The 18,419-nt window shown below is 73.5% G+C and carries 16 protein-coding genes; 11 read left to right on the top strand and 5 right to left on the bottom strand.

Translation table 11 applies throughout. The features are described 5' to 3' along the window. Positions 1 to 35: 35 nt before the first annotated feature. Entirely contained in the window at positions 36 to 887 is an 852-nt protein-coding gene (locus tag OG245_RS06280) for a siderophore-interacting protein (RefSeq protein ID WP_371622549.1), read from the bottom strand. Positions 888 to 939: 52 nt separating this feature from the next. After that, positions 940 to 1,848 (bottom strand): 5'-3' exonuclease H3TH domain-containing protein, encoded by a 909-nt coding sequence (locus OG245_RS06275; RefSeq protein ID WP_371627821.1) that lies wholly within the window; start codon positions 1,846 to 1,848, stop codon positions 940 to 942. Positions 1,849 to 2,168: 320 nt separating this feature from the next. On the opposite strand from OG245_RS06275, the gene OG245_RS06270 reads away from it, so the two are divergent. The 4 genes from OG245_RS06270 (at position 2,169) to OG245_RS06255 (ending at position 7,481) form a co-directional block, all read left to right on the top strand. Continuing rightward, positions 2,169 to 3,245: a glycine betaine/L-proline ABC transporter ATP-binding protein gene (locus tag OG245_RS06270; protein ID WP_371622548.1), complete on the top strand. Its 1,077-nt coding sequence runs from the start codon at positions 2,169 to 2,171 to the stop codon at positions 3,243 to 3,245. Then, positions 3,238 to 5,859, top strand: coding sequence for an ABC transporter permease/substrate binding protein (locus OG245_RS06265; RefSeq protein ID WP_371622547.1), 2,622 nt, complete (start codon positions 3,238 to 3,240; stop codon positions 5,857 to 5,859). Before OG245_RS06270 ends, OG245_RS06265 begins: the two co-directional genes overlap by 8 nt. A 163-nt stretch (positions 5,860 to 6,022) precedes the next feature. Beyond that, positions 6,023 to 6,568 (top strand): helix-turn-helix domain-containing protein, encoded by a 546-nt coding sequence (locus OG245_RS06260; protein ID WP_371622546.1) that lies wholly within the window; start codon positions 6,023 to 6,025, stop codon positions 6,566 to 6,568. 202 nt (positions 6,569 to 6,770) lie between these two features. Next, positions 6,771 to 7,481 carry a helical backbone metal receptor gene (locus OG245_RS06255; protein WP_371622545.1) on the top strand — a complete coding sequence of 237 codons (711 nt, stop codon included), beginning with the start codon at positions 6,771 to 6,773 and terminating at the stop codon, positions 7,479 to 7,481. Here OG245_RS06255 and OG245_RS06250 read toward each other — a convergent pair. Beyond that, a complete protein-coding gene (locus tag OG245_RS06250) occupies positions 7,420 to 8,607 on the bottom strand; it encodes a TDT family transporter (protein WP_371622544.1) in 1,188 nt (395 codons plus the stop codon). The genes OG245_RS06255 and OG245_RS06250 overlap by 62 nt on opposite strands. Positions 8,608 to 8,677: 70 nt before the next feature. Here OG245_RS06250 and OG245_RS06245 point away from each other — a divergent pair, with 70 nt between their 5' ends. Both OG245_RS06245 and OG245_RS06240 read left to right on the top strand, forming a co-directional pair. Next, complete coding sequence (locus OG245_RS06245) at positions 8,678 to 9,613, top strand: LysR family transcriptional regulator (protein ID WP_371622543.1); 936 nt, start codon at positions 8,678 to 8,680, stop codon at positions 9,611 to 9,613. Positions 9,614 to 9,670: 57 nt separating this feature from the next. Further along, positions 9,671 to 10,645 (top strand): DUF2510 domain-containing protein, encoded by a 975-nt coding sequence (locus OG245_RS06240; RefSeq protein WP_371622542.1) that lies wholly within the window; start codon positions 9,671 to 9,673, stop codon positions 10,643 to 10,645. A gap of 56 nt (positions 10,646 to 10,701) precedes the next feature. On the opposite strand, the gene OG245_RS06235 is transcribed toward OG245_RS06240, so the two are convergent. Further along, on the bottom strand, positions 10,702 to 11,904 hold the full coding sequence (locus OG245_RS06235; RefSeq protein ID WP_371622541.1) for an amino acid deaminase/aldolase: 1,203 nt from the start codon (positions 11,902 to 11,904) through the stop codon (positions 10,702 to 10,704). Positions 11,905 to 12,983: 1,079 nt separating this feature from the next. On the opposite strand from OG245_RS06235, the gene OG245_RS06230 reads away from it, so the two are divergent. Continuing rightward, positions 12,984 to 13,853, top strand: coding sequence for a hypothetical protein (locus OG245_RS06230; protein ID WP_371627820.1), 870 nt, complete (start codon positions 12,984 to 12,986; stop codon positions 13,851 to 13,853). Then, positions 13,850 to 15,031 (top strand): type VII secretion-associated serine protease mycosin, encoded by a 1,182-nt coding sequence (gene mycP / locus OG245_RS06225; protein WP_371622540.1) that lies wholly within the window; start codon positions 13,850 to 13,852, stop codon positions 15,029 to 15,031. Before OG245_RS06230 ends, mycP begins: the two co-directional genes overlap by 4 nt. 31 nt (positions 15,032 to 15,062) lie before the next feature. Here mycP and OG245_RS06220 read toward each other — a convergent pair whose 3' ends face one another. Then, positions 15,063 to 16,013: a DMT family transporter gene (locus tag OG245_RS06220; protein WP_371622539.1), complete on the bottom strand. Its 951-nt coding sequence runs from the start codon at positions 16,011 to 16,013 to the stop codon at positions 15,063 to 15,065. A 66-nt stretch (positions 16,014 to 16,079) separates the two neighbouring features. On the opposite strand from OG245_RS06220, the gene OG245_RS06215 reads away from it, so the two are divergent. From OG245_RS06215 to OG245_RS06205, 3 genes are all read left to right on the top strand, one after another. Then, on the top strand, positions 16,080 to 16,685 hold the full coding sequence (locus tag OG245_RS06215; RefSeq protein ID WP_371622538.1) for a TetR/AcrR family transcriptional regulator: 606 nt from the start codon (positions 16,080 to 16,082) through the stop codon (positions 16,683 to 16,685). Between the two features lie 88 nt (positions 16,686 to 16,773). Further along, positions 16,774 to 17,502, top strand: coding sequence for an SseB family protein (locus OG245_RS06210; RefSeq protein WP_371622537.1), 729 nt, complete (start codon positions 16,774 to 16,776; stop codon positions 17,500 to 17,502). Positions 17,503 to 17,619: 117 nt separating this feature from the next. Then, entirely contained in the window at positions 17,620 to 18,333 is a 714-nt protein-coding gene (locus OG245_RS06205; protein WP_371622536.1) for an MIP family channel protein, read from the top strand. The last annotated feature ends 86 nt before the right edge of the window (positions 18,334 to 18,419 follow it).

The raw sequence follows: 18,419 nt of genomic DNA, 5'->3' as shown, positions 1-18,419 counted from the left end.
GGTGGCTCGGGGCGCGGCCGGTGTCGGGGCGGGTGCTACGGGGCGGTGGTGCCGCTCTCCTGCTCGCGCTCCACCTGCTCGTTCCACTCGCGCTTGACGGCGCGCCAGGCGTCGTCGTCCTTGCCGAGGCGCCAGTAGCCCGAGATCGACAGCCGCGACAGCGGGATCTGCCGCTCCATGCGCAGATACCGGCGGATCTCCTTCACGAAGCCGGCCTCCCCGTGCACGAAGGCCTGGATCTCGCCCCCCGGGAAGTCCAGCCCCTTCACGGCGGCGGTCAGCAGCTCGCCGACGGGCCGGTCGCCGCGGTGCAGCCAGGTCACGGTCACCCCGTCGGGCGTCACGATCTTCTGCTCCTCGGTGGCGTCCGGCACCTCCACGAAGGCGTGCACCAGCGCACCCGACGGCATCTGCTCCAGCGCCGCCGCGATCGCCGGCAGCGCGCTCTCGTCGCCGGCCAGCAGGTGCCAGTCCGCCGACGCCTCGGGGCCGTAACCGCCGCCGGGGCCGAGGAAGGTCACCTGCTCGCCCACCCGGGCCCGCTGCGCCCACGGTCCCGCGAGACCCGCGTCGCCGTGCACGACGAAGTCGACGGCCATCTCGCGGGCGACCGGGTCCCACGAGCGCACCGTGTACGTGCGGGTGGTGGGCCACAGCTCGCGCGGGTACTCCTCGCGGATCGCGGCCAGGTCGAACGGGTGCGCGTAGTCGGCGCCCTCGGGCGCGAAGCACAGCTTGATGTAGTGGTCGGTGAAGCCGGAGAGGGTGAAGTCAGCGAGCCCTTCGCCGCCGAGGACCACCCGCACCATGTGCGGGGTGATCTGCTCGGTGCGCACGACCTGCGCACCCTGAGCCGTGGGTCCCTGCCGGGCCGGGCGGTCTGCCACGAGGTACTCCCTGGTTCGAGAACGTGAGGTTAGGTATGCCTAAGTTAACACCTCAGTGCTGAAGGGTGGTCAGGAGTCGCTGAAGCGCTCCACCGAGCCCCCACCGCTCCGCCAGCGCCTCCAGGGCGGCCGGGTCGCGCGGCTCGCGGGGCAGCGCCGGGTCGAAGTCGGGCAGGGGGACGTCCCCGGCCACCCGGACCACCTTCGGGGCGACGGCCACATAGGCGCGCGACTCGTCCAGCCGCTTGCGCTGCGACGGGGTCAGCTTCGCCTTCGGATCGTCCACCGCCGCCATGATCCCGTCGAGGTCGCCGTACGCGTCCAGCAGCTTCGCCGCCGTCTTCTCGCCGATGCCGGGCACGCCCGGGAGCCCGTCGCTCGGGTCGCCGCGGAGCAGCGCCAGGTCGACGTAGCCCGCGCCGTCCACGCCGTACCTCTCGCGCAGCCAGGCCTCGTCGGTCACCTGGAGGGTGCCGACGCCCTTGAGCGGGTAGAGCACCCGCACCTGTCGGGCGTCGTCGACCAGCTGGTACAGATCGCGGTCGCCCGTGACGATGTCCACCGGTCCGGTCGCCCGCCCCGTGAGGGTGCCGATGACGTCGTCCGCCTCGTACGGCGTGACGCCGACCCGGGCGATCCCGAGCGCCGCCAGCACGTCCTCGATGATCGGGACCTGCGGGGACAGCGTGTCGGGGATCTCCTCCTCGTCCGTCTGTCCGGCGGGCGTCTCCTCGGCGACCCGGTGCGCCTTGTACGTCGGGATCAGGTCGACCCGCCACTGCGGGCGCCAGTCGTTGTCCCAGCAGGCGACCAGGTCGTCCGGCCGGTGGTCCTGCACCAGGCGGCCGATGAAGTCGAGGAGGCCGCGCACGGCGTTCACCGGTGTGCCGTCCGGCGCGCGCACCGAATCGGGCACCCCGAAGTAGGCGCGGAAGTAGAGGGAGGCGGTGTCGAGGAGCATCAGGCGTCGCGTCACAGACCCGATGATGCCCCACCGCGCCCACAGTCGCTCCGGGTAACCGCTTACTGTCGCTCCGTCGCAGGTCAGTGACCTGGATCACTGTTGTGTTTGGGCTGTGTAAGCGAGGGCAGGCGCGCCATCGGAGCGAACCACGTCGCATTTTCAACTAGTGCATGTGCCACGCGGACAGAACCCGCACCGCTCCACGGTCTGCCGTAGGGGGTGGCAGACCGTTTTTCGGTTCAACGCGTGAGGTGTATGTGTCCAGGCTGCAAGCCGAGCACTTGTACAAAGTCTTCGGCAGACGACCCGATGAAGCCGTGCGGAAGCTCGAGAGCGGCTCCGACCGCGACGAGTTGCGCGCCGAGGGAACGACCGCAGCGGTGATCGACGCCTCGTTCACCGTGGAGCCGGGTCAGATCTTCGTCGTCATGGGGTTGTCCGGCTCGGGCAAGTCCACCCTGCTGCGGATGCTCAACGGTCTGCTCGACCCCACCGCGGGCCGGGTGCTCTTCGACGGTCAGGACCTGACCGCCCTGAGCCCCCGCGAGCTGCGGAACGTCCGCTCCACCAAGATCAGCATGGTGTTCCAGCACTTCGCGCTCTTCCCCCACCGGAGCGTCATGGAGAACGCCGCGTACGGCCTGGAGGTCCAGGGCGTGCCGCGCGAGGAGCGCGAGCAGCGCGCCACCGAGGCCCTGCGGCTGACCGGCCTCGAAGGCTGGGAGAAGTCCTGGCCCGACGAGCTGTCCGGCGGTATGCAGCAGCGCGTGGGCCTCGCCCGCGCGCTGGCCACCGACGCCGACCTGCTGCTCATGGACGAGTCCTTCAGCGCGCTCGACCCGCTGATCCGCCGTGACATGCAGGACCAGCTGCTGGAGCTCCAGAAGCGCCTGAAGAAGACCATCGTCTTCATCACCCACGACCTCAACGAGGCCATGCGCCTGGGCGACCGGATCGCCGTCATGCGCGACGGGGAGATCGTGCAGCTCGGCACCGCCGAGGACATCCTCGTCACTCCGGCCAACGACTACGTCGCCTCCTTCACCCAGGACGTCGACCGCTCCCGGGTGCTCACCGCGGGCGCGATCATGGCCGAGGCGCACACCGTGATGGGCACGAAGGCGGCGGACGGCAAGGAACTGCGCACCCCGCAGGACGTGCTGGCCGCGGCCCCCGCCACGGTCCCGGAGTCCACGCCGATCATCGACCTGTTCACGCCCTGCTCGCAGAGCGCGAACCCGGTCGCGGTGACCGACGCCAAGGGCAAGCTCGTCGGCGTCGTCCCCAGCGCCCGGCTGCTCGCCGTCCTCGGTGAGCCGATGACCCCGGCCGAGGCCCCCCGCGACACCGAACCCGCGGCAGCGGACGGCGTGAAGAAGGTGGCCAGTGTTTAGGCTCCCCCTCGGCGAATGGGTCGACTCCGCGGTCGACTGGCTGCAGACCCACCTCGCCTGGCTCTTCGACGCCATCAGCTCGCTCGTCAGCGGCATGTTCGACGGCATAGCCGCCGTCCTGTCCGCCCCCGCACCGCTGATCTTCGCGGGCATCGTCGCCGTCATCGCCTGGTGGCTGCGCGGCCTGCCCGCGGCGCTGCTCACCTTCGTCGGGTTCGCCCTCATCGACTCCGTCGAACTGTGGGACGAAGCGATGGACACCCTCACCCTGGTGCTCGTCGCGACGCTGGTCACCCTGGTCATCGCCGTACCCCTGGGCATCTGGGCCTCCCGGTCCAGGACGGTCAGCGCGATCACCCGGCCGGTCCTGGACTTCATGCAGACCATGCCCGCCATGGTCTACCTGATCCCCGGCGTCATCTTCTTCGGCGTCGGCGTGGTCCCCGGCATCATCGCCACCATCATCTTCGCGCTGCCCCCGGGCGTCCGGATGACCGAACTCGGCATCCGCCAGGTCGACGGCGAACTGGTCGAGGCGGCCGAGGCCTTCGGCACCACCTCGCGCAACACCCTGCTGCGCGTCCAGCTGCCGCTCGCCCTGCCCACGATCATGGCCGGAATCAACCAGGTCATCATGCTCGGCCTCTCCATGGTCGTCATCGCGGGCATGGTCGGCGGCGGCGGCCTCGGCGGCTCCGTCTACCGCGCCATCGGCAACGTCGACGTCGGCCTCGGCTTCGAGGCGGGCATCTCCATCGTCATCCTCGCCATGTACCTGGACCGGATGACCGGCGCGCTCGGCACCGAGGTCTCCCCGCTGGGCCGCCGCGCGGTCGCCAAGGCCCAGGCCATGGCCGAGGGCTGGAAGATCTGGACCTACCGCCCGCAGCCCCGTATCGCGGCCGTCGGCATCGTCGTCCTCGCGCTCGTCGCGGGCAGCATGAGCATGTTCGGCGGCTCGAAGGACGACACCGCCGGCAAGAGCGCGCGGATCGGCGACGGCAAGAAGGTCAGCATCGGCTACATCCCGTGGGACGAGGGCATCGCCTCCACCTTCCTCTGGAAGGAGATGCTGGAGCAGCGCGGCTTCGAGGTCGACGTCAAGCAGTACGAGGCCGGCGCGCTGTACACCGGCATGGCCAACGGGCAGATCGACTTCCAGACCGACTCCTGGCTGCCGGTCACCCACGCCAGCTACTGGGCGAAGTACAAGGACCGCCTGGAGGACCTCGGCGCGTGGTACGCCCCGACCTCGCTGGAACTCGCCGTCCCCGCGTACATGAAGGACGTCCGGACGATGGACGACCTGAAGGGCCGGGCCTCCGAGTTCAAGGACCGGATCGTCGGCATCGAGCCGAGCGCCGGTGAGATGGGCCTGCTCAAGGACAAGCTGCTGCCGGGCTACGGCCTGGACAAGGAGTACAAGCTCATCGACGGCTCCACGCCGTCCATGCTGGCCGAGCTGAAGCGCGCGTACGCCAAGGAGGAGCCCATCGTGGTTCCGCTCTGGTCGCCGCACTGGGCGTACAACGAGTACGACCTCACCAAGCTGAAGGACCCCAAGGGCCTCTGGGGCAAGGGCGACGGCGTCCACAGTCTGGCGCGCAAGGGCTTCTCCGCCGAGAACCCCGTGGTCAGCAAGTGGATCAAGGACTTCAAGATGAGCGAGAAGCAGCTCACCAGCCTTGAGGCCCAGATCCAGAAGTCCGGCTCCGGCAAGGAGCAGGACGCCGTCCGCATCTGGCTGGAGGACAACCCGGGCGTCGCCGACAAGTGGACCCCGGTCCCGAAGGACGCCAAGGCCGCCGGCGGCAAGGACGAGCGCGACCGTGCCGTCGAGGTCGCCTGGTTCCCCTGGGAGGAGGACATCGCCGCCACGTACCTGTGGAAGGCGGTCCTGGAGGAGCGCGGCTACAAGATCAACCTCAAGCAGTTCGAGGTCGGCCCGATGTACGCCGCGATGTCACGCGGCCAGATCGACGTGCAGTTCGACGGCTGGCTGCCGTACACCCAGAAGAACTACTGGGACAAGTACGGCGACAAGCTGACCGACATCGGCTCCTGGTACGGGCCCACCTCCATCGAGGTCGCCGTCCCCGACTACGTCAAGGACGTCAAGACCCTCGACGACCTCAAGGGCAAGGGCTCCGACTTCAAGGGCCGGATCGTCGGCATCGAGCCCGGCACCGCCACCATGGAGAACCTCAAGAAGAACGTCCTGCCGAGTTACGGCCTGGACAAGGAGTACGAGGTCCTCGACTCCTCCACGCCCGGCATGCTGGCCGAGCTGAAGCGCGCGTACGCCAAGAAGGAGCCCATCGCGGTTCTGCTGTGGACCCCGCACTGGGCGTACAACGAGTACGGCATGACCAAGCTCAAGGACCCGAAGAAGGCGTTCGGTGAGGGCGACCGCCTGCACACCATCGCCTCCAAGGAGTTCCCGAAGCAGTACCCGCAGCTGACGAAGTGGTTCAAGGACTTCAAGCTCAGCGAGAAGCAGCTCGCCGGCCTGGAGAACGAGATCCAGAAGCGCGGCGTGGGCCACGAGGAGGAAGCCGTGAAGGCCTGGATGGACGACAACCCGGGCATCGCGGACACCATGGCGCCCCAGTAGGGGCCCACGGGCACGAAAGCAGCAGGTCGAAAGGGGTGGCCCCCGCCTTCGGGCGGGGCCACCCCTTCCGGCTGCCCGGGGTCGTTTACCGGACGTCGTGCGCAACCATGTGCGTAAGGTGCTGGCAACCGGGAGGATGGCGGAGGCGGGAGGGAGCCGGGACATGGACGACAAGGACACACCACGGGTGGGCGCCGCCGTCCGGCGACGGCGCAGAACCCTGGGGCTCACGCTGGCCGCGGTCGCCTCGCGCAGCGGCCTCTCCGTGCCCTTCCTCAGCCAGATCGAGAACGAGCGCGCCCGCCCCAGCGCCCGCTCCCTCGACCGGGTCGCCGAAGCGCTGGAGACCACCACCGGGCGTCTGCGGGCCGCCGCCGACTCCGCGCGCGCCGTCGACGTCGTCCGGGCCGGGGAGGGCGAGGGCGTACGCCGCCTGGTGCGCGGCCGGCATCAGCTCAGCGCCCTGGAGTTCACCGGCGAACCGGACCTCGGGCGCGAGTGCCAGCACCGCAACGACGAACTGATGTACGTCGTCGAGGGTGCCGTCGACGTCGAGGCCGAGGGCCAGGTCCACCGCCTGGAGCGTGGCGACACCCTGTTCCTCTCCGGCGGGGTCCGCCACCGCTGGCGTGCCACCGTGCCCGGCACCCGGCTCCTGGTCGTCGCGGTGGCCGAACACATCGACGCCACGTTCGACTCGCGCCGCTGACCCCGTACGGATGCGCCCGGCAGGGCGCCGAGTCCGTACGGTGCCCAGCCCGTCCGGGGTGAGTCGTCCGGTGCCCAGCCCGTCCGGGGTGAGTCGTCCGGTGCCCAGCCCGTCCGGGGTGAGTCGTCCGGTGCCCGGTCCGTCCGAACCGGGTCCGTCCGGGGCGGTTCCGGCTCCCCCTCCACCCGCGAAAGGCCCGCCCGTGCGCGTCGTCTCCCTGGTCCCCTCGCTCACCGAGGCCGTCGCCCACACCGCACCCGGGCTGCTCGTCGGGGTCACCGACTGGTGCACGCACCCCGCGGACCTCACCGCCGCCCGCGTCGGCGGCACCAAGAACCCGGACGTGGCCGCGATCGCCGCCCTCGCCCCCGACCTCGTGATCGCCAACGAGGAGGAGAACCGGGTCCCCGATCTCGACGCGCTCCGGGCGGCCGGGCTCGACGTCCTGGTCACCGAGGTCCGCACCCTGGACCAGGCCCTCGCCGAACTGCACCGCGTCCTCGTCGACGGCTGCGGGCTCGCCCGGCCCCGCTGGCTGGACGAGGCGGAGGCCGCCTGGGCGGCGCTGCCCGCGCCCTCCGGGAGCCCGCGCCCCGCCGTCGTACCGATCTGGCGCAGGCCCTGGATGGTCCTGGGCCACGACACCTTCGCCGGCGACCTCCTCGCCCGCCTCGGCGTCCGCAACGTGTACGCCGACCACCCCGAGCGCTACCCGCGCATCCCGCTCGACGAGCTGAACGCCTCCGGGGCCGAGCTGGTCGTGCTGCCCGACGAGCCCTACCGCTTCACCGCGGACGACGGGCCCGAGGCCTTCCCCGCCCTGCCCGCCGCACTCGTCGACGGGCGGCTGCTCACGTGGTACGGGCCGTCGCTGGCCGAGGCGGCACGGGCGCTGCCGTCAGCGCTCCGCTGACCACCCCGAGCGCCGTCCGCGCCCCGGCCGCCGCCCACGCCACGACCAGCGCCCCGTACAGCGCCACCGCCAGCCAGGTCAGCGCGTCGAGACCGGTGTGCCGCGCCAGACCCGCCGCGCCCGTCACACAGGTGCCGACGGGGAAGGTGAACGCCCACCACGTCATCGCGAAGCCCATGCCGTTCCGGGCGGCCCGCACCACCATCGCGGTCGCCAGGGCCAGCCACAGCAGCGCGAAGCCCATCACCGGCACTCCGTACAGCACGGCGAACGCGCCGAACGCGGACGCGTAGGGAGCGCCGACCGCGCCCGGGGCGACGTCGGCCAGCTGGTTGACGGCGGTCGTCGACTGTCCGAGCGGCCCCAGCACCAGAAAGAGCGTCGGGGTCAGCGCGAGCGGCAACGGGCCCTGGTGGACCAGCCGGGAGAAGACCAGCGGCAGCACGACCAACGTGGCCAGCAGCGACAGGCCGAACATCGCGTAGCAGGCCAGCAGCAGCGCCTCGCGCCCCTGCCCGGCGGCGACGTGCGGCACCAGCAGCGCGCCCTGCGACGCCGACACCATCGGGGCGACCAGCGGCAGCAGCCAGACGGGGGACGCGGTCCCGGGCGCGGGACGGTGGCGTACGACCATCAGATACGGCACCACGACCGCGGCCACCAGACCGATCGCCGTACCCGCCACGAACAGCACCACGTCCACCGCGAGCGCCGCCCGCGCGCCCACCACGTCCTGGCCCACCGTCAGAGTGGCCCCGCCGACCGCCATCAGCGCCATCGACAGACAGCCGTAGAACGGGGCCACGGCCGGGTCCAGCAGATGGGCCCGCGCCTGGTCACGGTGGCAGAGCCAGTGCCCGGCACGGGCGGCGAGGACGGCTAGGAGCAACAGGGCCGACAGCGCCCACACCACGGTGCACGCGGCGCGCAGCCCGGGAACGTCCACCGGAAGCATCGCGCCGGCGCTCGCGACGATCGCGGTGCCCATGACGCTCGCGTACCAGTTGGGGCCGATGTGCCGCAGGAACGGCAGGCGCGTCCCGTCGCCCGGCGCCTCGGCCGGGCGGGCCAAAAGCGCGGCGGGAGGCGACGGTACGGCGGTCCGGGTCACCGGAAAGATGGTCATGCCACGATTCTTCGCGGCCGGGCCGCGGCCCACCAGGGACCCCGTTCCTATGAGGTCATAAGCTGGCTCTATGACCGGCGACGACGCACACGCACCCCACGTTTCCCTCTCCCACCGGGTCCCCGACCTCGGGGCGCTGGAACTGCTGCTCGCCGTCGCCCGGCACGGCAGCCTCGGGCGGGCCGCCCGGGACGTCGGCATCACCCAGCCCGCCGCCTCCAGCCGCGTCCGGTCCATGGAGCGCCTGCTCGGCGTCGCGCTCCTGGACCGTTCCCCGCGCGGCTCCCGGCTCACCGACGCGGGCGCGCTGGTCACCGACTGGGCGCGCCGGGTCGTCGAGGCGGCGGAGGCCTTCGACGCCGGCGCCCAGGCGCTGCGCGACCGCCGCGACTCCCGGCTGCGGGTCGCCGCCAGCATGACGATCGCCGAGTACCTGCTGCCGGGCTGGCTGATCGCGCTGCGCGGCGAGCGGCCGGACACGGCGGTCTCGCTCCTCGTCGGCAACTCCGCGGCCGTCGCGCGCCGCCTGGTCACCGGCGAGGCCGACCTCGGTTTCGTCGAGGGCCTGTCGATACCGGAGGGCCTCGACGGCACCGTCATCGCCCACGACCGCCTCGTCGTCGTGGTCGCCCCCAGCCATCCCTGGGCCCGCCGCCGCACCCCGCTGCTGCCCGGCGAACTCGCCGCCACCCCGCTGATCCTGCGCGAACACGGCTCCGGCACCCGCCAGGTCCTGGACGCCGCGCTCGCCGTGCACGGCGGACTGGCCCAGCCGCTGCTGGAGCTCTCCTCCACCACGGCGGTCAAGGGCGCGGCGGAGAGCGGCGCGGGCCCCTGCGTCCTGAGCGAACTCGCCCTCGGCGAGGAGCTGTCGTCCCGCCGCCTCGTCAAGGTCCCCGTCGCGGGCGTACGGCTGCGCCGCCAACTGCGCGCTGTCTGGCCCGGCGGCCACCGCCCCACCGGCCCCGCCCGCGACCTGCTGTCCCTGACCGCCCGCGACGCCTGACCCGCGAACCCCCAGAGCCCCGGCCGCCGTGTCCGAGCCGGACCCTAGAGTGGGGGGATGAGCTACGCGACGCCGCCCGGCTGGTATCCGGACACGGGTGCATCCGGCCTGGAGCGCTGGTGGGACGGCACGGCCTGGACCGGGCACACCCGCACGCCCGGCGCCGCCCACGCCGCACCGGAACAGCCGCCGGCACCCGCGGGGTTCGGCCCGCCGTCGCCTCCGCTCCCGCACCAGCGCGGTCCGATCGACCAATCCGGCGGCGGCAGCCGGACGAAGGTCCTGGCGATCACGCTCTCGGGGGTGCTGGTCCTGGGCGCGGCCGTCGCCGGGGCCGTGCTGCTGGGCCGCGACGAGGGCGGTACGCCCGCGGCTCCGACGGCGACCACCTCCTCCGCGGCCCCCGTCACCGCACCCACGGCCACGTCCTCCTCCGCCGGCCCCGACTCCGGCCCCGGTCCGGACGAGGACCCCACGGTCCTCGTCGACCAGCTCAACGGGGTCACCCTGCCGGTGCCCAAGGGCTGGGAGAAGCCGGAGAACACCTCCGACGACGCCGCCACCATCCGCACCGAGCAGTCCTACGACTGCCCCGGAGGCGCGGCGTTCTGCTACCACGGCACGGTCAGCACCCGCACCGCCCGGGGCGGCGAGACCGATGTCCGGGCCCTGGCCGAGGCCGACATCGCCACCGCGGCCGACAGGGCCTACGAGGAGGACAGCCTCGGCCGGCGCACCCACGGCGGTATCACGTCCCACCAGGTGCTCAAGGCCCAGGAGCTGACCGTCGCCGGCCGCACCGGCTACCTGGTGCGCTGGCAGGTCACCACCGGCAAGGGGCCCGGCGGGTATGTGCAGTCCCTCGTCTTCCCCTCCTCGGTGGGCGCCGGGACACCGGTGATCGTCAGGTTCGCCTTCGACGCCGAGGTCTCCGCCCTGCCGCTGTCCCTGATGGACACGATCACCCGGGGCATCCGCCCGCTCGGGGACAGCGCGACGAGCGCCGGCGTGGGCGCGTCCATCGGCCCCTGAAGCCCGGATCGCCCACGGGCGCGGGCTCAGAGGCCGGATCGCCCACGGGCGCGGGCTCAGAGGAAGGTGCGGCCCTCGCCCCGGTACGTCGGAACGCTCGCCGTGACCCGGTCGCCCTCGATCAGGTGCAGCGCGTCGAAGCGCTCGCACAGCTCCCCGGCCTTGGCGTGCCGGAACCAGACCTTGTCGCCGATCAGCAGGTCGTCGGCGGGGGAGCCCAGCAGCGGCGTCTGGACCTCGCCCGCGCCCTCCTGCGGGTCGTAGCGCAGCCCCTCCGGCAGATACGGCACCGGCGAGCGGTCGGCGCCGGCCGCGCCGGACGCCGGATAGCCGCCCCCGAGCACCGTCACCACACCCACGCCGGGCCGACGCACCACGGGCTGTGCGAACAGGGCCGCGGGCCGGCCGGTGAACGACGTGTAGTTGTCGAACAGCCGGGGCACGTACAGCCCCGAACCGGCAGCGATCTCCGTGACCGCGTCCTCGGCCGCCGTGTGCTGCACACTGCCGGTCCCGCCGCCGTTGACGAACACCAGCTCCGGCGCGACCGCGCGGACCGCCCGCACCACCTCGGCCCGGCGGACCGCCAGTTCCCTGCGGGCGGCCGACTGCATCAGCCGGATCGCCCGGGACCGCAGCGGCCGACCCGTCAGCGCGTCGCCGACCCCGGCGACATGCCCCTCGTACGCCATCAGCCCCACCAGCCGGAAGCCCGGCCTGCGGGCCACCGAGCGGGCCAGCTCGGCGAGCTGCGCGGGGGAGCGCAGAGGCGAGCGCAGCGCCCCGATCCGGACCCGGCCGCCCAGCATCCGCAGCGAGGTGTCCAGCTCCAGGCAGACCCGGATCTCCTCCCGGCCGCCCGCCCGGGAGGCGTCGATCAGCTCCAGCTGGGCGTGGTCGTCGACCATCACGGTCACGGCCGCGGCCAGTTTCGGATCGGCGGCCAGCTCGGCGAAGGCGGACCGGTCGGCCGACGGGTAGGCGAGCAGGACGTCGTCGAATCCGGCCCGCGCCAGCCACAGCGACTCGGCCAGCGTGTACGACATGATCCCGGCGAATCCGGGACGCGCGAGAACCCGCTCCAGCAGGGCCCGGCACCGCACCGACTTGCTCGCCACCCGGACCGGCTTCCCGGCCGCCCGCCGCAGGAGATCGTCGGCGTTGGCGTCGAACGCCTCAAGATCGACGATCGCGATCGGGGCGTCGAGATGGGCGGTGGCCCGGTTGTAACGGGTCCGGTCAGCGGCGCGGGCAGTCATGGCCGCAGCTTGCCAGAGAGCCGCTACGGCTGGGTAGGGGGACGATCAGGACAGATCCTCCGCCGATCGTCCGCCGACCGGGGCGTCCCGTTCCCCGCCGCCCGCCCGCAGCCCGTAGAGTGACGTGCACGCGAGCACCAACGGGCCTGTCAGCGGCGGTGATCCGTGGTCGGTACGAGGACGTGTATGCGGGGGGCCGGATGAGTACCGAAGCGCAGCGCGCCCCTGTGCCGCCCCGCCCGACCGTCCCTCCCACGGCGTCCGCCCCCGCGCCCTCGACACCCGCTTCCGCGACCCCGCCGGCCTCGCGGACCGCACCGCCTCAGCAGGTTCGTCCGGAGGCCACCGCGCAGGGTGCTCCGGAGTCCCCGGCCGACGCGGCTGCGTCGGCCCCGCAGGGAGCGCCCGCGGCCCCGGCTCCGGTCCAGCAGGCTTCCCCGCCGCACCTGCCCGCTCAGGCCCCGCAGGCTTCTGCGCCTCGCCCGGGCGCTCCGGCTCAGCGGGCCCCGCGGGCCCCGCAGGCCCCGCCGGTTCGTTCGGCTGCACCGGCTGCACCGGTCCCGCTGGACCCGAAGGCCCCGCCGACCCGCTTCACTCTGGCGGCCAACGCCGCCCCGCAGGCCCGCCCGGCCCCGCCTGCCCGTCCGGCCGCACCGGCCTCGCAGGCCGCCCCGGCCACTTCCGCCCGTCCGGCCGTCCCAGCCTCGCAAGCCACACCGGCCCCTTCCGCTCCGCAAGCCACACCGGCACCTTCCGCTCCGCAAGCCACACCGGCACCTTCCGCTCCGCAAGCCACACCGGCACCTTCCGCTCCGCAGGCCGCCCCGGCCGCTTCCGCAGCACCGGCCCCGCAGGCCCCTCCCGTCCCGCAGGCCCCACCGGCCCAGCGCCCCGCGCCTGCCAGGACGTCCGCGTCCGCGCCCGCCTCCACGAGGCCCACGCACCCGGCCCCGCCCTCCGCGGGTTCCGCGAGCCCTCCGCTTCCCGCTCCGCCTCCGGCACCGCTTTCCGCTCCGCCACTCGCACCGCCCGCCGGCCCGCCGCCCGTCACCCGGCGCAGGCCCGTCGGAGCCGTCGACCTGACGCCCGCGCCGGGAGCCGTTCCGCCGCCCCCCGGCGGCTACCGGACGCCGGTCCGCTACGGCTACCCGGAGACACCGGCCGAGACCACCACCCGGCTGCGGCCGGTCCGGCCCCGGCAGCGGTGGCGTACCGCAACAGCCGCCGCCTGCGTCGTGCTCGGCCTCGGGCTCATCGGCGGGGCGGTCACCGGAGCCTGGCTGACCGGCGACTCCTCGGCCGAGACCACCGGGAACCCGTACACCGCCGCACGCGGCGCCTGGCACAGCGTCCCCGTCGACACGCTGTTCCCCCGCACTCTCCAGGGCAAGGGCGCGGGCCCCGGCGGCACCCACCGCACCTGGACCCGGGTCGCCGTCGCCGCCGACAGCACCTGCAAGGGCGGGCTCGACCCGCTGCTCCTGACCACGCTCCGCTCCGTCGGCTGCGAACGGCTGGTGCGCGCCACCTACACCGACGCGACCCGCTCCGCCGTCACCACCGTCGGCCTGGTCTTCACCGAGGCCGACGCCCAGAGCATGCGGGCACTGCGCACCCGGTTCACCGAGCAGAAGCTCGGCGCGCGCAGGGACCTCATGCCCCGTACGTACGCTCCCGAGGGCACGCCGGCGGCCTCCTTCGGCGACCGGCAGCGCGCCAGCTGGACCGTCAACCCGCTCACCGAGATCCCGGTCGTCGTCCTCGCCGTCTCCGGCTTCGCGGACGGGCGCACCGTCGCCGCCCCGCAGCCCGCGCCCGACGCCATGGCCCCGGGCGCCACGACGGACATCGCCCAGGCGGGGCTCGGCCACGAGGCGAAGGGCATCGCGGACCGGGTGGAGCGCGCACTGCGCACCCACGTCGCCGACCTCACGGAGCAGCCCGGATGACCCGACGACCCCACCGCGTCCTCGCCGCGGTCTGCGCCGCCGCCGTCCTCGCGCTCACCCCCGCGGCGCCCGCCCACGCGGACGCCATCCGCGACCAGCAGTGGGCCCTGGACGCCCTGCACACGGACCGGGCCTGGGAGACCACCCGGGGCCGGGGCGTCACCGTCGCCGTCCTGGACACCGGGGTCGACGACGCCCACCCCGACCTGACGGGCCAGGTGCTCCCCGGCAAGGACCTCGTCGGCTTCGGCGCCGCCCGCGGCGACTCCTCCTGGGCCCTGCACGGCACCGCGATGGCCGGCATCATCGCCGGGCGGGGCAACGGCCCCGGGCGCTCCGACGGCGTCCTCGGCATAGCACCCGAGGCCCGGATCCTGCCCGTCCGGGTCATCCTGGAGTCCAAGGACCCGGCCCGGGCCAAGGCCCGCAAGTCCCGCGGGACCGCCCTCGCCGACGGCATCCGCTGGGCCGCGGACAACGGCGCCGACGTCATCAACCTCTCCCTGGGCGACGACAGCAAGTCCGCCCACCCCGACCCCGGCGAGGACGCGGCCATCCAGTACGCCCTGTCCAAGGGCGTCCCCGTCGTCGCGTCGGCGGGCAACGGGGGTGAGAAGGGGGACCGGATCTCCTACCCCGCCGCCTACCCCGGGGTGATCGCGGTCGCCGCGGTCGACGAGTACGGTACGCACGCGTCGTTCTCCACCCGCCGCTGGTACGCCACCGTCAGCGCCCCCGGCGTCGACATCGTGGTCGCCAATCCGGACGGGCACTACTACATCGAGTGGGGCACCTCGGCCGCCGCCGCGTTCGTCTCCGGCGCGGTCGCCCTGGTCCGTTCCGCGCACCCCGGCCTCGACCCGGCCCAGATCAAGAAGCTCCTCGCCGACACCGCCCGCGACGCCCCCGCCCAGGGCCGCGACGACGCCCGCGGCTACGGGATCGTCGACCCGGCGGAGGCCATCGAGGCGGGTTCCCGGCTGCGCACGGCCGGCCTGGACGCCAAGGCCGCCCCGGCGGGACACCGGGGGCGGTACTTCGGCGAGGGCCCCGCCCCGGACCGCGCCGCCGACGCGACGGCCAACTGGGCCGCCCCGCTCGCCGGCGGCCTCGGCGCGGCGCTGCTGGCCGCGGCCGTCGTCCTGTGGCGCGGCCGTAACGCCCCCGGCCGCCGCTGAGCGCACCGCGCCCGGACCGTCCGGCGCCGGTTCACCGGGTCGCCGCGGACACCGCGTCCGACCGGTCGCGCGCGGCCGGATCCCGAGCCGGACCACCGGCCTGCACGTCGCCGCGCGGGGCGGCCCCGCGGTGCACCACGACCACCGCCACCAGACCGAGGGCCAGGCCGAGCGCGGACCGGGGGCCGAACGGCTCCCCGAACATCAGGGCTCCCCAGACCGCCGTGACGGGGGCCATCAGGAACATGAGCGTGTTCACCGCCGTGACGCCCGAGCGCCTCAGGATCAGCCAGTACAGCCCGTACCCGCCGAAGGTGGACAGCACCACCAGCCAGCCGACCGCGCCCCAGAACGCGGGCTCGGCGGGCGGCAGCGCGGTCCCCGTCCCGACGGCGAGCGCGGTGAAGATCACGGTGCTGGCGGCGCAGTGGACGGTCAGCGACACCGAAGGGGCCACCCGGGTGGCGGAACGGCTCTCCAGGAAGGTGGCCGCCACCAGCGACAGCATGCCGACGAACGGCAGGGCGTAGGCCCACCCGGCCACCCCGGCGGCGGCCGAGGCGTCTGCCGTCGTGACCACGACGACCCCGGCCACTCCCAGGCACAGGCCGAGCCACTGCCGGGCGGTCACGTGACTCCGCAGCAGCGGTCCGGCCAGTGCCCCCGCCACCAGGGGCTGGACCCCGTCGATCAGGGCCGTGGTGCCGGTGGAGACCCCGAGCTGGATCGCGTAGTAGACGGTCAGCAGATAGCCGCTCTGCGACAGCGCGCCGATCACGGTCTGCCGGGCCACGTCCCGTACGCCGAGGCCCCGCCAGGAGGCGCGCGCGGCGGTCACCGCGACCACGGCCAGGACGACCGTCAGGGGCAGGAACCGCCACATCAGGATCGTGAGGGCGGACGCGCTGCCCGCGCCGAGCTTGGCCCCGATGAACCCGGAACTCCAGCACAGCACGAAGGCGACCGGGAGAAGGACGTTCATGGCGCACCTCGCTATACAGATCGGTATACCTCGCCCTCGACTATACAGATCGGTATACTGGGTGCCATGGGCACTTCCGAGGAACCGCGACGGATCACGATGACGCCTGCCGCGCGACGGGCCCTGGCCGCCGCCGGGCGGCTCTTCTACGACCGGGGCATCCACGCCGTCGGGGTGGACCTGATCGCGGCCGAGGCCGGGGTGACCAAGAAGACCCTCTACGACCGCTTCGGCTCCAAGGAGCAGGTCGTCGTGGAGTACCTCGCCGACCGCGACGAACGCTGGCGCGCCTTCCTCGCCGGGCGTCTGGACGCCGCACCGCCCGCGCCGCGCGCCCGGATCCTGGCCGTCTTCGACGCCTCGCGCGACTGGATGTCGGACCACGGCTCCAAGGGGTGCAGCATGGTCAACGCCCATGCGGAGATCAGCGACCCGTCCCATCCGGCGCACGCGGTCATCACCGGCCAGAAGCAGTGGATGCTGGACCTGTTCACCCGACTGGCCCGGGACGTCGAGGGTCTCGGCCCCGACGCCGCCGACCGGCTGGGCCGGACGCTCATGCTGCTGCACGAAGGGGCTCTGGTCGCGCACGGCCTGAAGGTCTTCCCCGACCCGGTCGCCCACGCCCGCGAGGAGGCCGACGCCCTGCTGTCCGTGGCGACCGGGCGCTGAGACCCGGCCCCCGCCGTCGTGCCGGGTCCCGTGCCGGAGGGGCCCACCTGCGGGCGGGCGGCGGAACCCCAGGCACTACCCTCGTCCCGTGGAGCTCAAGAACATCCCGGACCCCGGTTTCTCCGACGACGACGGCTCGGCGTCCCCCGCCCTGACCAGGGCTCTGGACGCCTGGTCCCGCGACCGGAGTGCCGTGGGCCCGGTCCTCACGGCCCTGCGCGACGCCCGGCTCCTGGTCCCCGTCGTCGCCGTCCTCGGCGAGGTCGAGGAGGACGAGAACGGGCTCCGGCGCGAGAAGACCAGCGACATGGCCGTGCCGACCCTCCGGGCCGGCGACCGGCGCGCGCTCCCCGCCTTCACCTCGACCGCGTCGCTGGCGCTCTGGGACCCGGAGGCGCGCCCCGTCGCCGTACCGCTGCACCAGGCCCTCCAGGCCGCCGCCCACGAGAAGGCCGACACCGTCGTGCTGGACCTCGCCGGGCCCGTCGCCTTCGAGCTGAGCGGGCAGGCGCTCCTGGCGCTGGCCGAGAACCGCACCAGCACCGACCCGCTCCAGGACCCCGCCGTCATCGAGGCCGTACGGGAGACCGTGGCCGCCGACCCCGCCGTGGTCCGCGCCCACCTCGGCCCCGGCACCGCGGACGGCACCCTCGCGCTCGTCCTCGCCCCGGACGCCGTGCCTGCCGAGGCGGCCCGCCGCATCGCGCAGGCCCTCTCGGCCAGTGAGGTGCTGCGGGCCCGGCTGGTCAGCGGCCTGGACCTGGCCCTCCTCCCCGCCGGGACGGCCATGCCGGGGGAGCCCCTCTTCGCCCGCTGATGCCCCGGGCCGGCCCGGGGCCGCCCCGGTTCGACGCGCGCCAACCACCTGCCGCCGTGAGAATTGTCGGGATTGCGGAGAAATCCGACCGACCGATCAAGCGCGCGAGGTGGTTCCATGCAGAAGCGGATCGTGGCGTCCGAGTTCCTCGGCACCCTGTTGCTGGTGTTCTTCGCCGTGGGGTCCGCGGTGGTCGCCGTCGAGTACCTCGGCACGGTGGGCATCGCCCTCACCTTCGGTTTCACCCTCCTCGCGCTGGCGTACGCGCTCGGCCCGATCTCCGGCTGCCATGTCAATCCCGCGGTGACGCTGGGGATGTACATGGCGGGCCGGATCGACATCCGTACGGCCGTCGAGCGCTGGGTGGCCCAGTTCCTCGGCGCGATCGTCGGATCGGCCCTGCTGTTCCTGCTGGCGAAGCAGATCCCGGGCCTGGAGACCAGTGGCGAGTTCGGCACCAACGGCTACGACGACCGGTCGGCCGTCGGCATCAACATCGGCGGCGCCTTCCTCGCCGAGGTGGTCCTGACGTTCCTGCTCGTCTACGTGGTCCTCGCGGTGACCCACAAGGTGGCGGTCACCGGCTTCGACGGGCTGCCCATCGGCCTGGCGCTCGCCGCGATCCACCTGGTGGGCATCCCGCTGACCGGAACGTCGGTCAACCCCGCGCGCAGCTTCGGCCCGGCGCTCTTCGCGGGCGGCGCGGCCCTCTCCCAGCTCTGGCTGTTCATCGTCGCGCCCCTGGTCGGCGGAGCGATCGCCGCCTACGCCCACCGGCTCACCCACCCCTACCCCAACGTCATGCCCGCGGAGACCGAGGACGCCATCTGAGGAACCGCTCCGGCCAGCCGCACATGCGGAAGCCCGCCGCCCCACGGGGAGACGGCGGGCTTCCCGGCGTACGGGAAAGGGGCCGG

This window comes from Streptomyces sp. NBC_01116 (assembly GCF_041435495.1).
Classification (GTDB): domain Bacteria; phylum Actinomycetota; class Actinomycetes; order Streptomycetales; family Streptomycetaceae; genus Streptomyces.
This window is presented reverse-complemented; position numbering and strand designations above follow the sequence as displayed.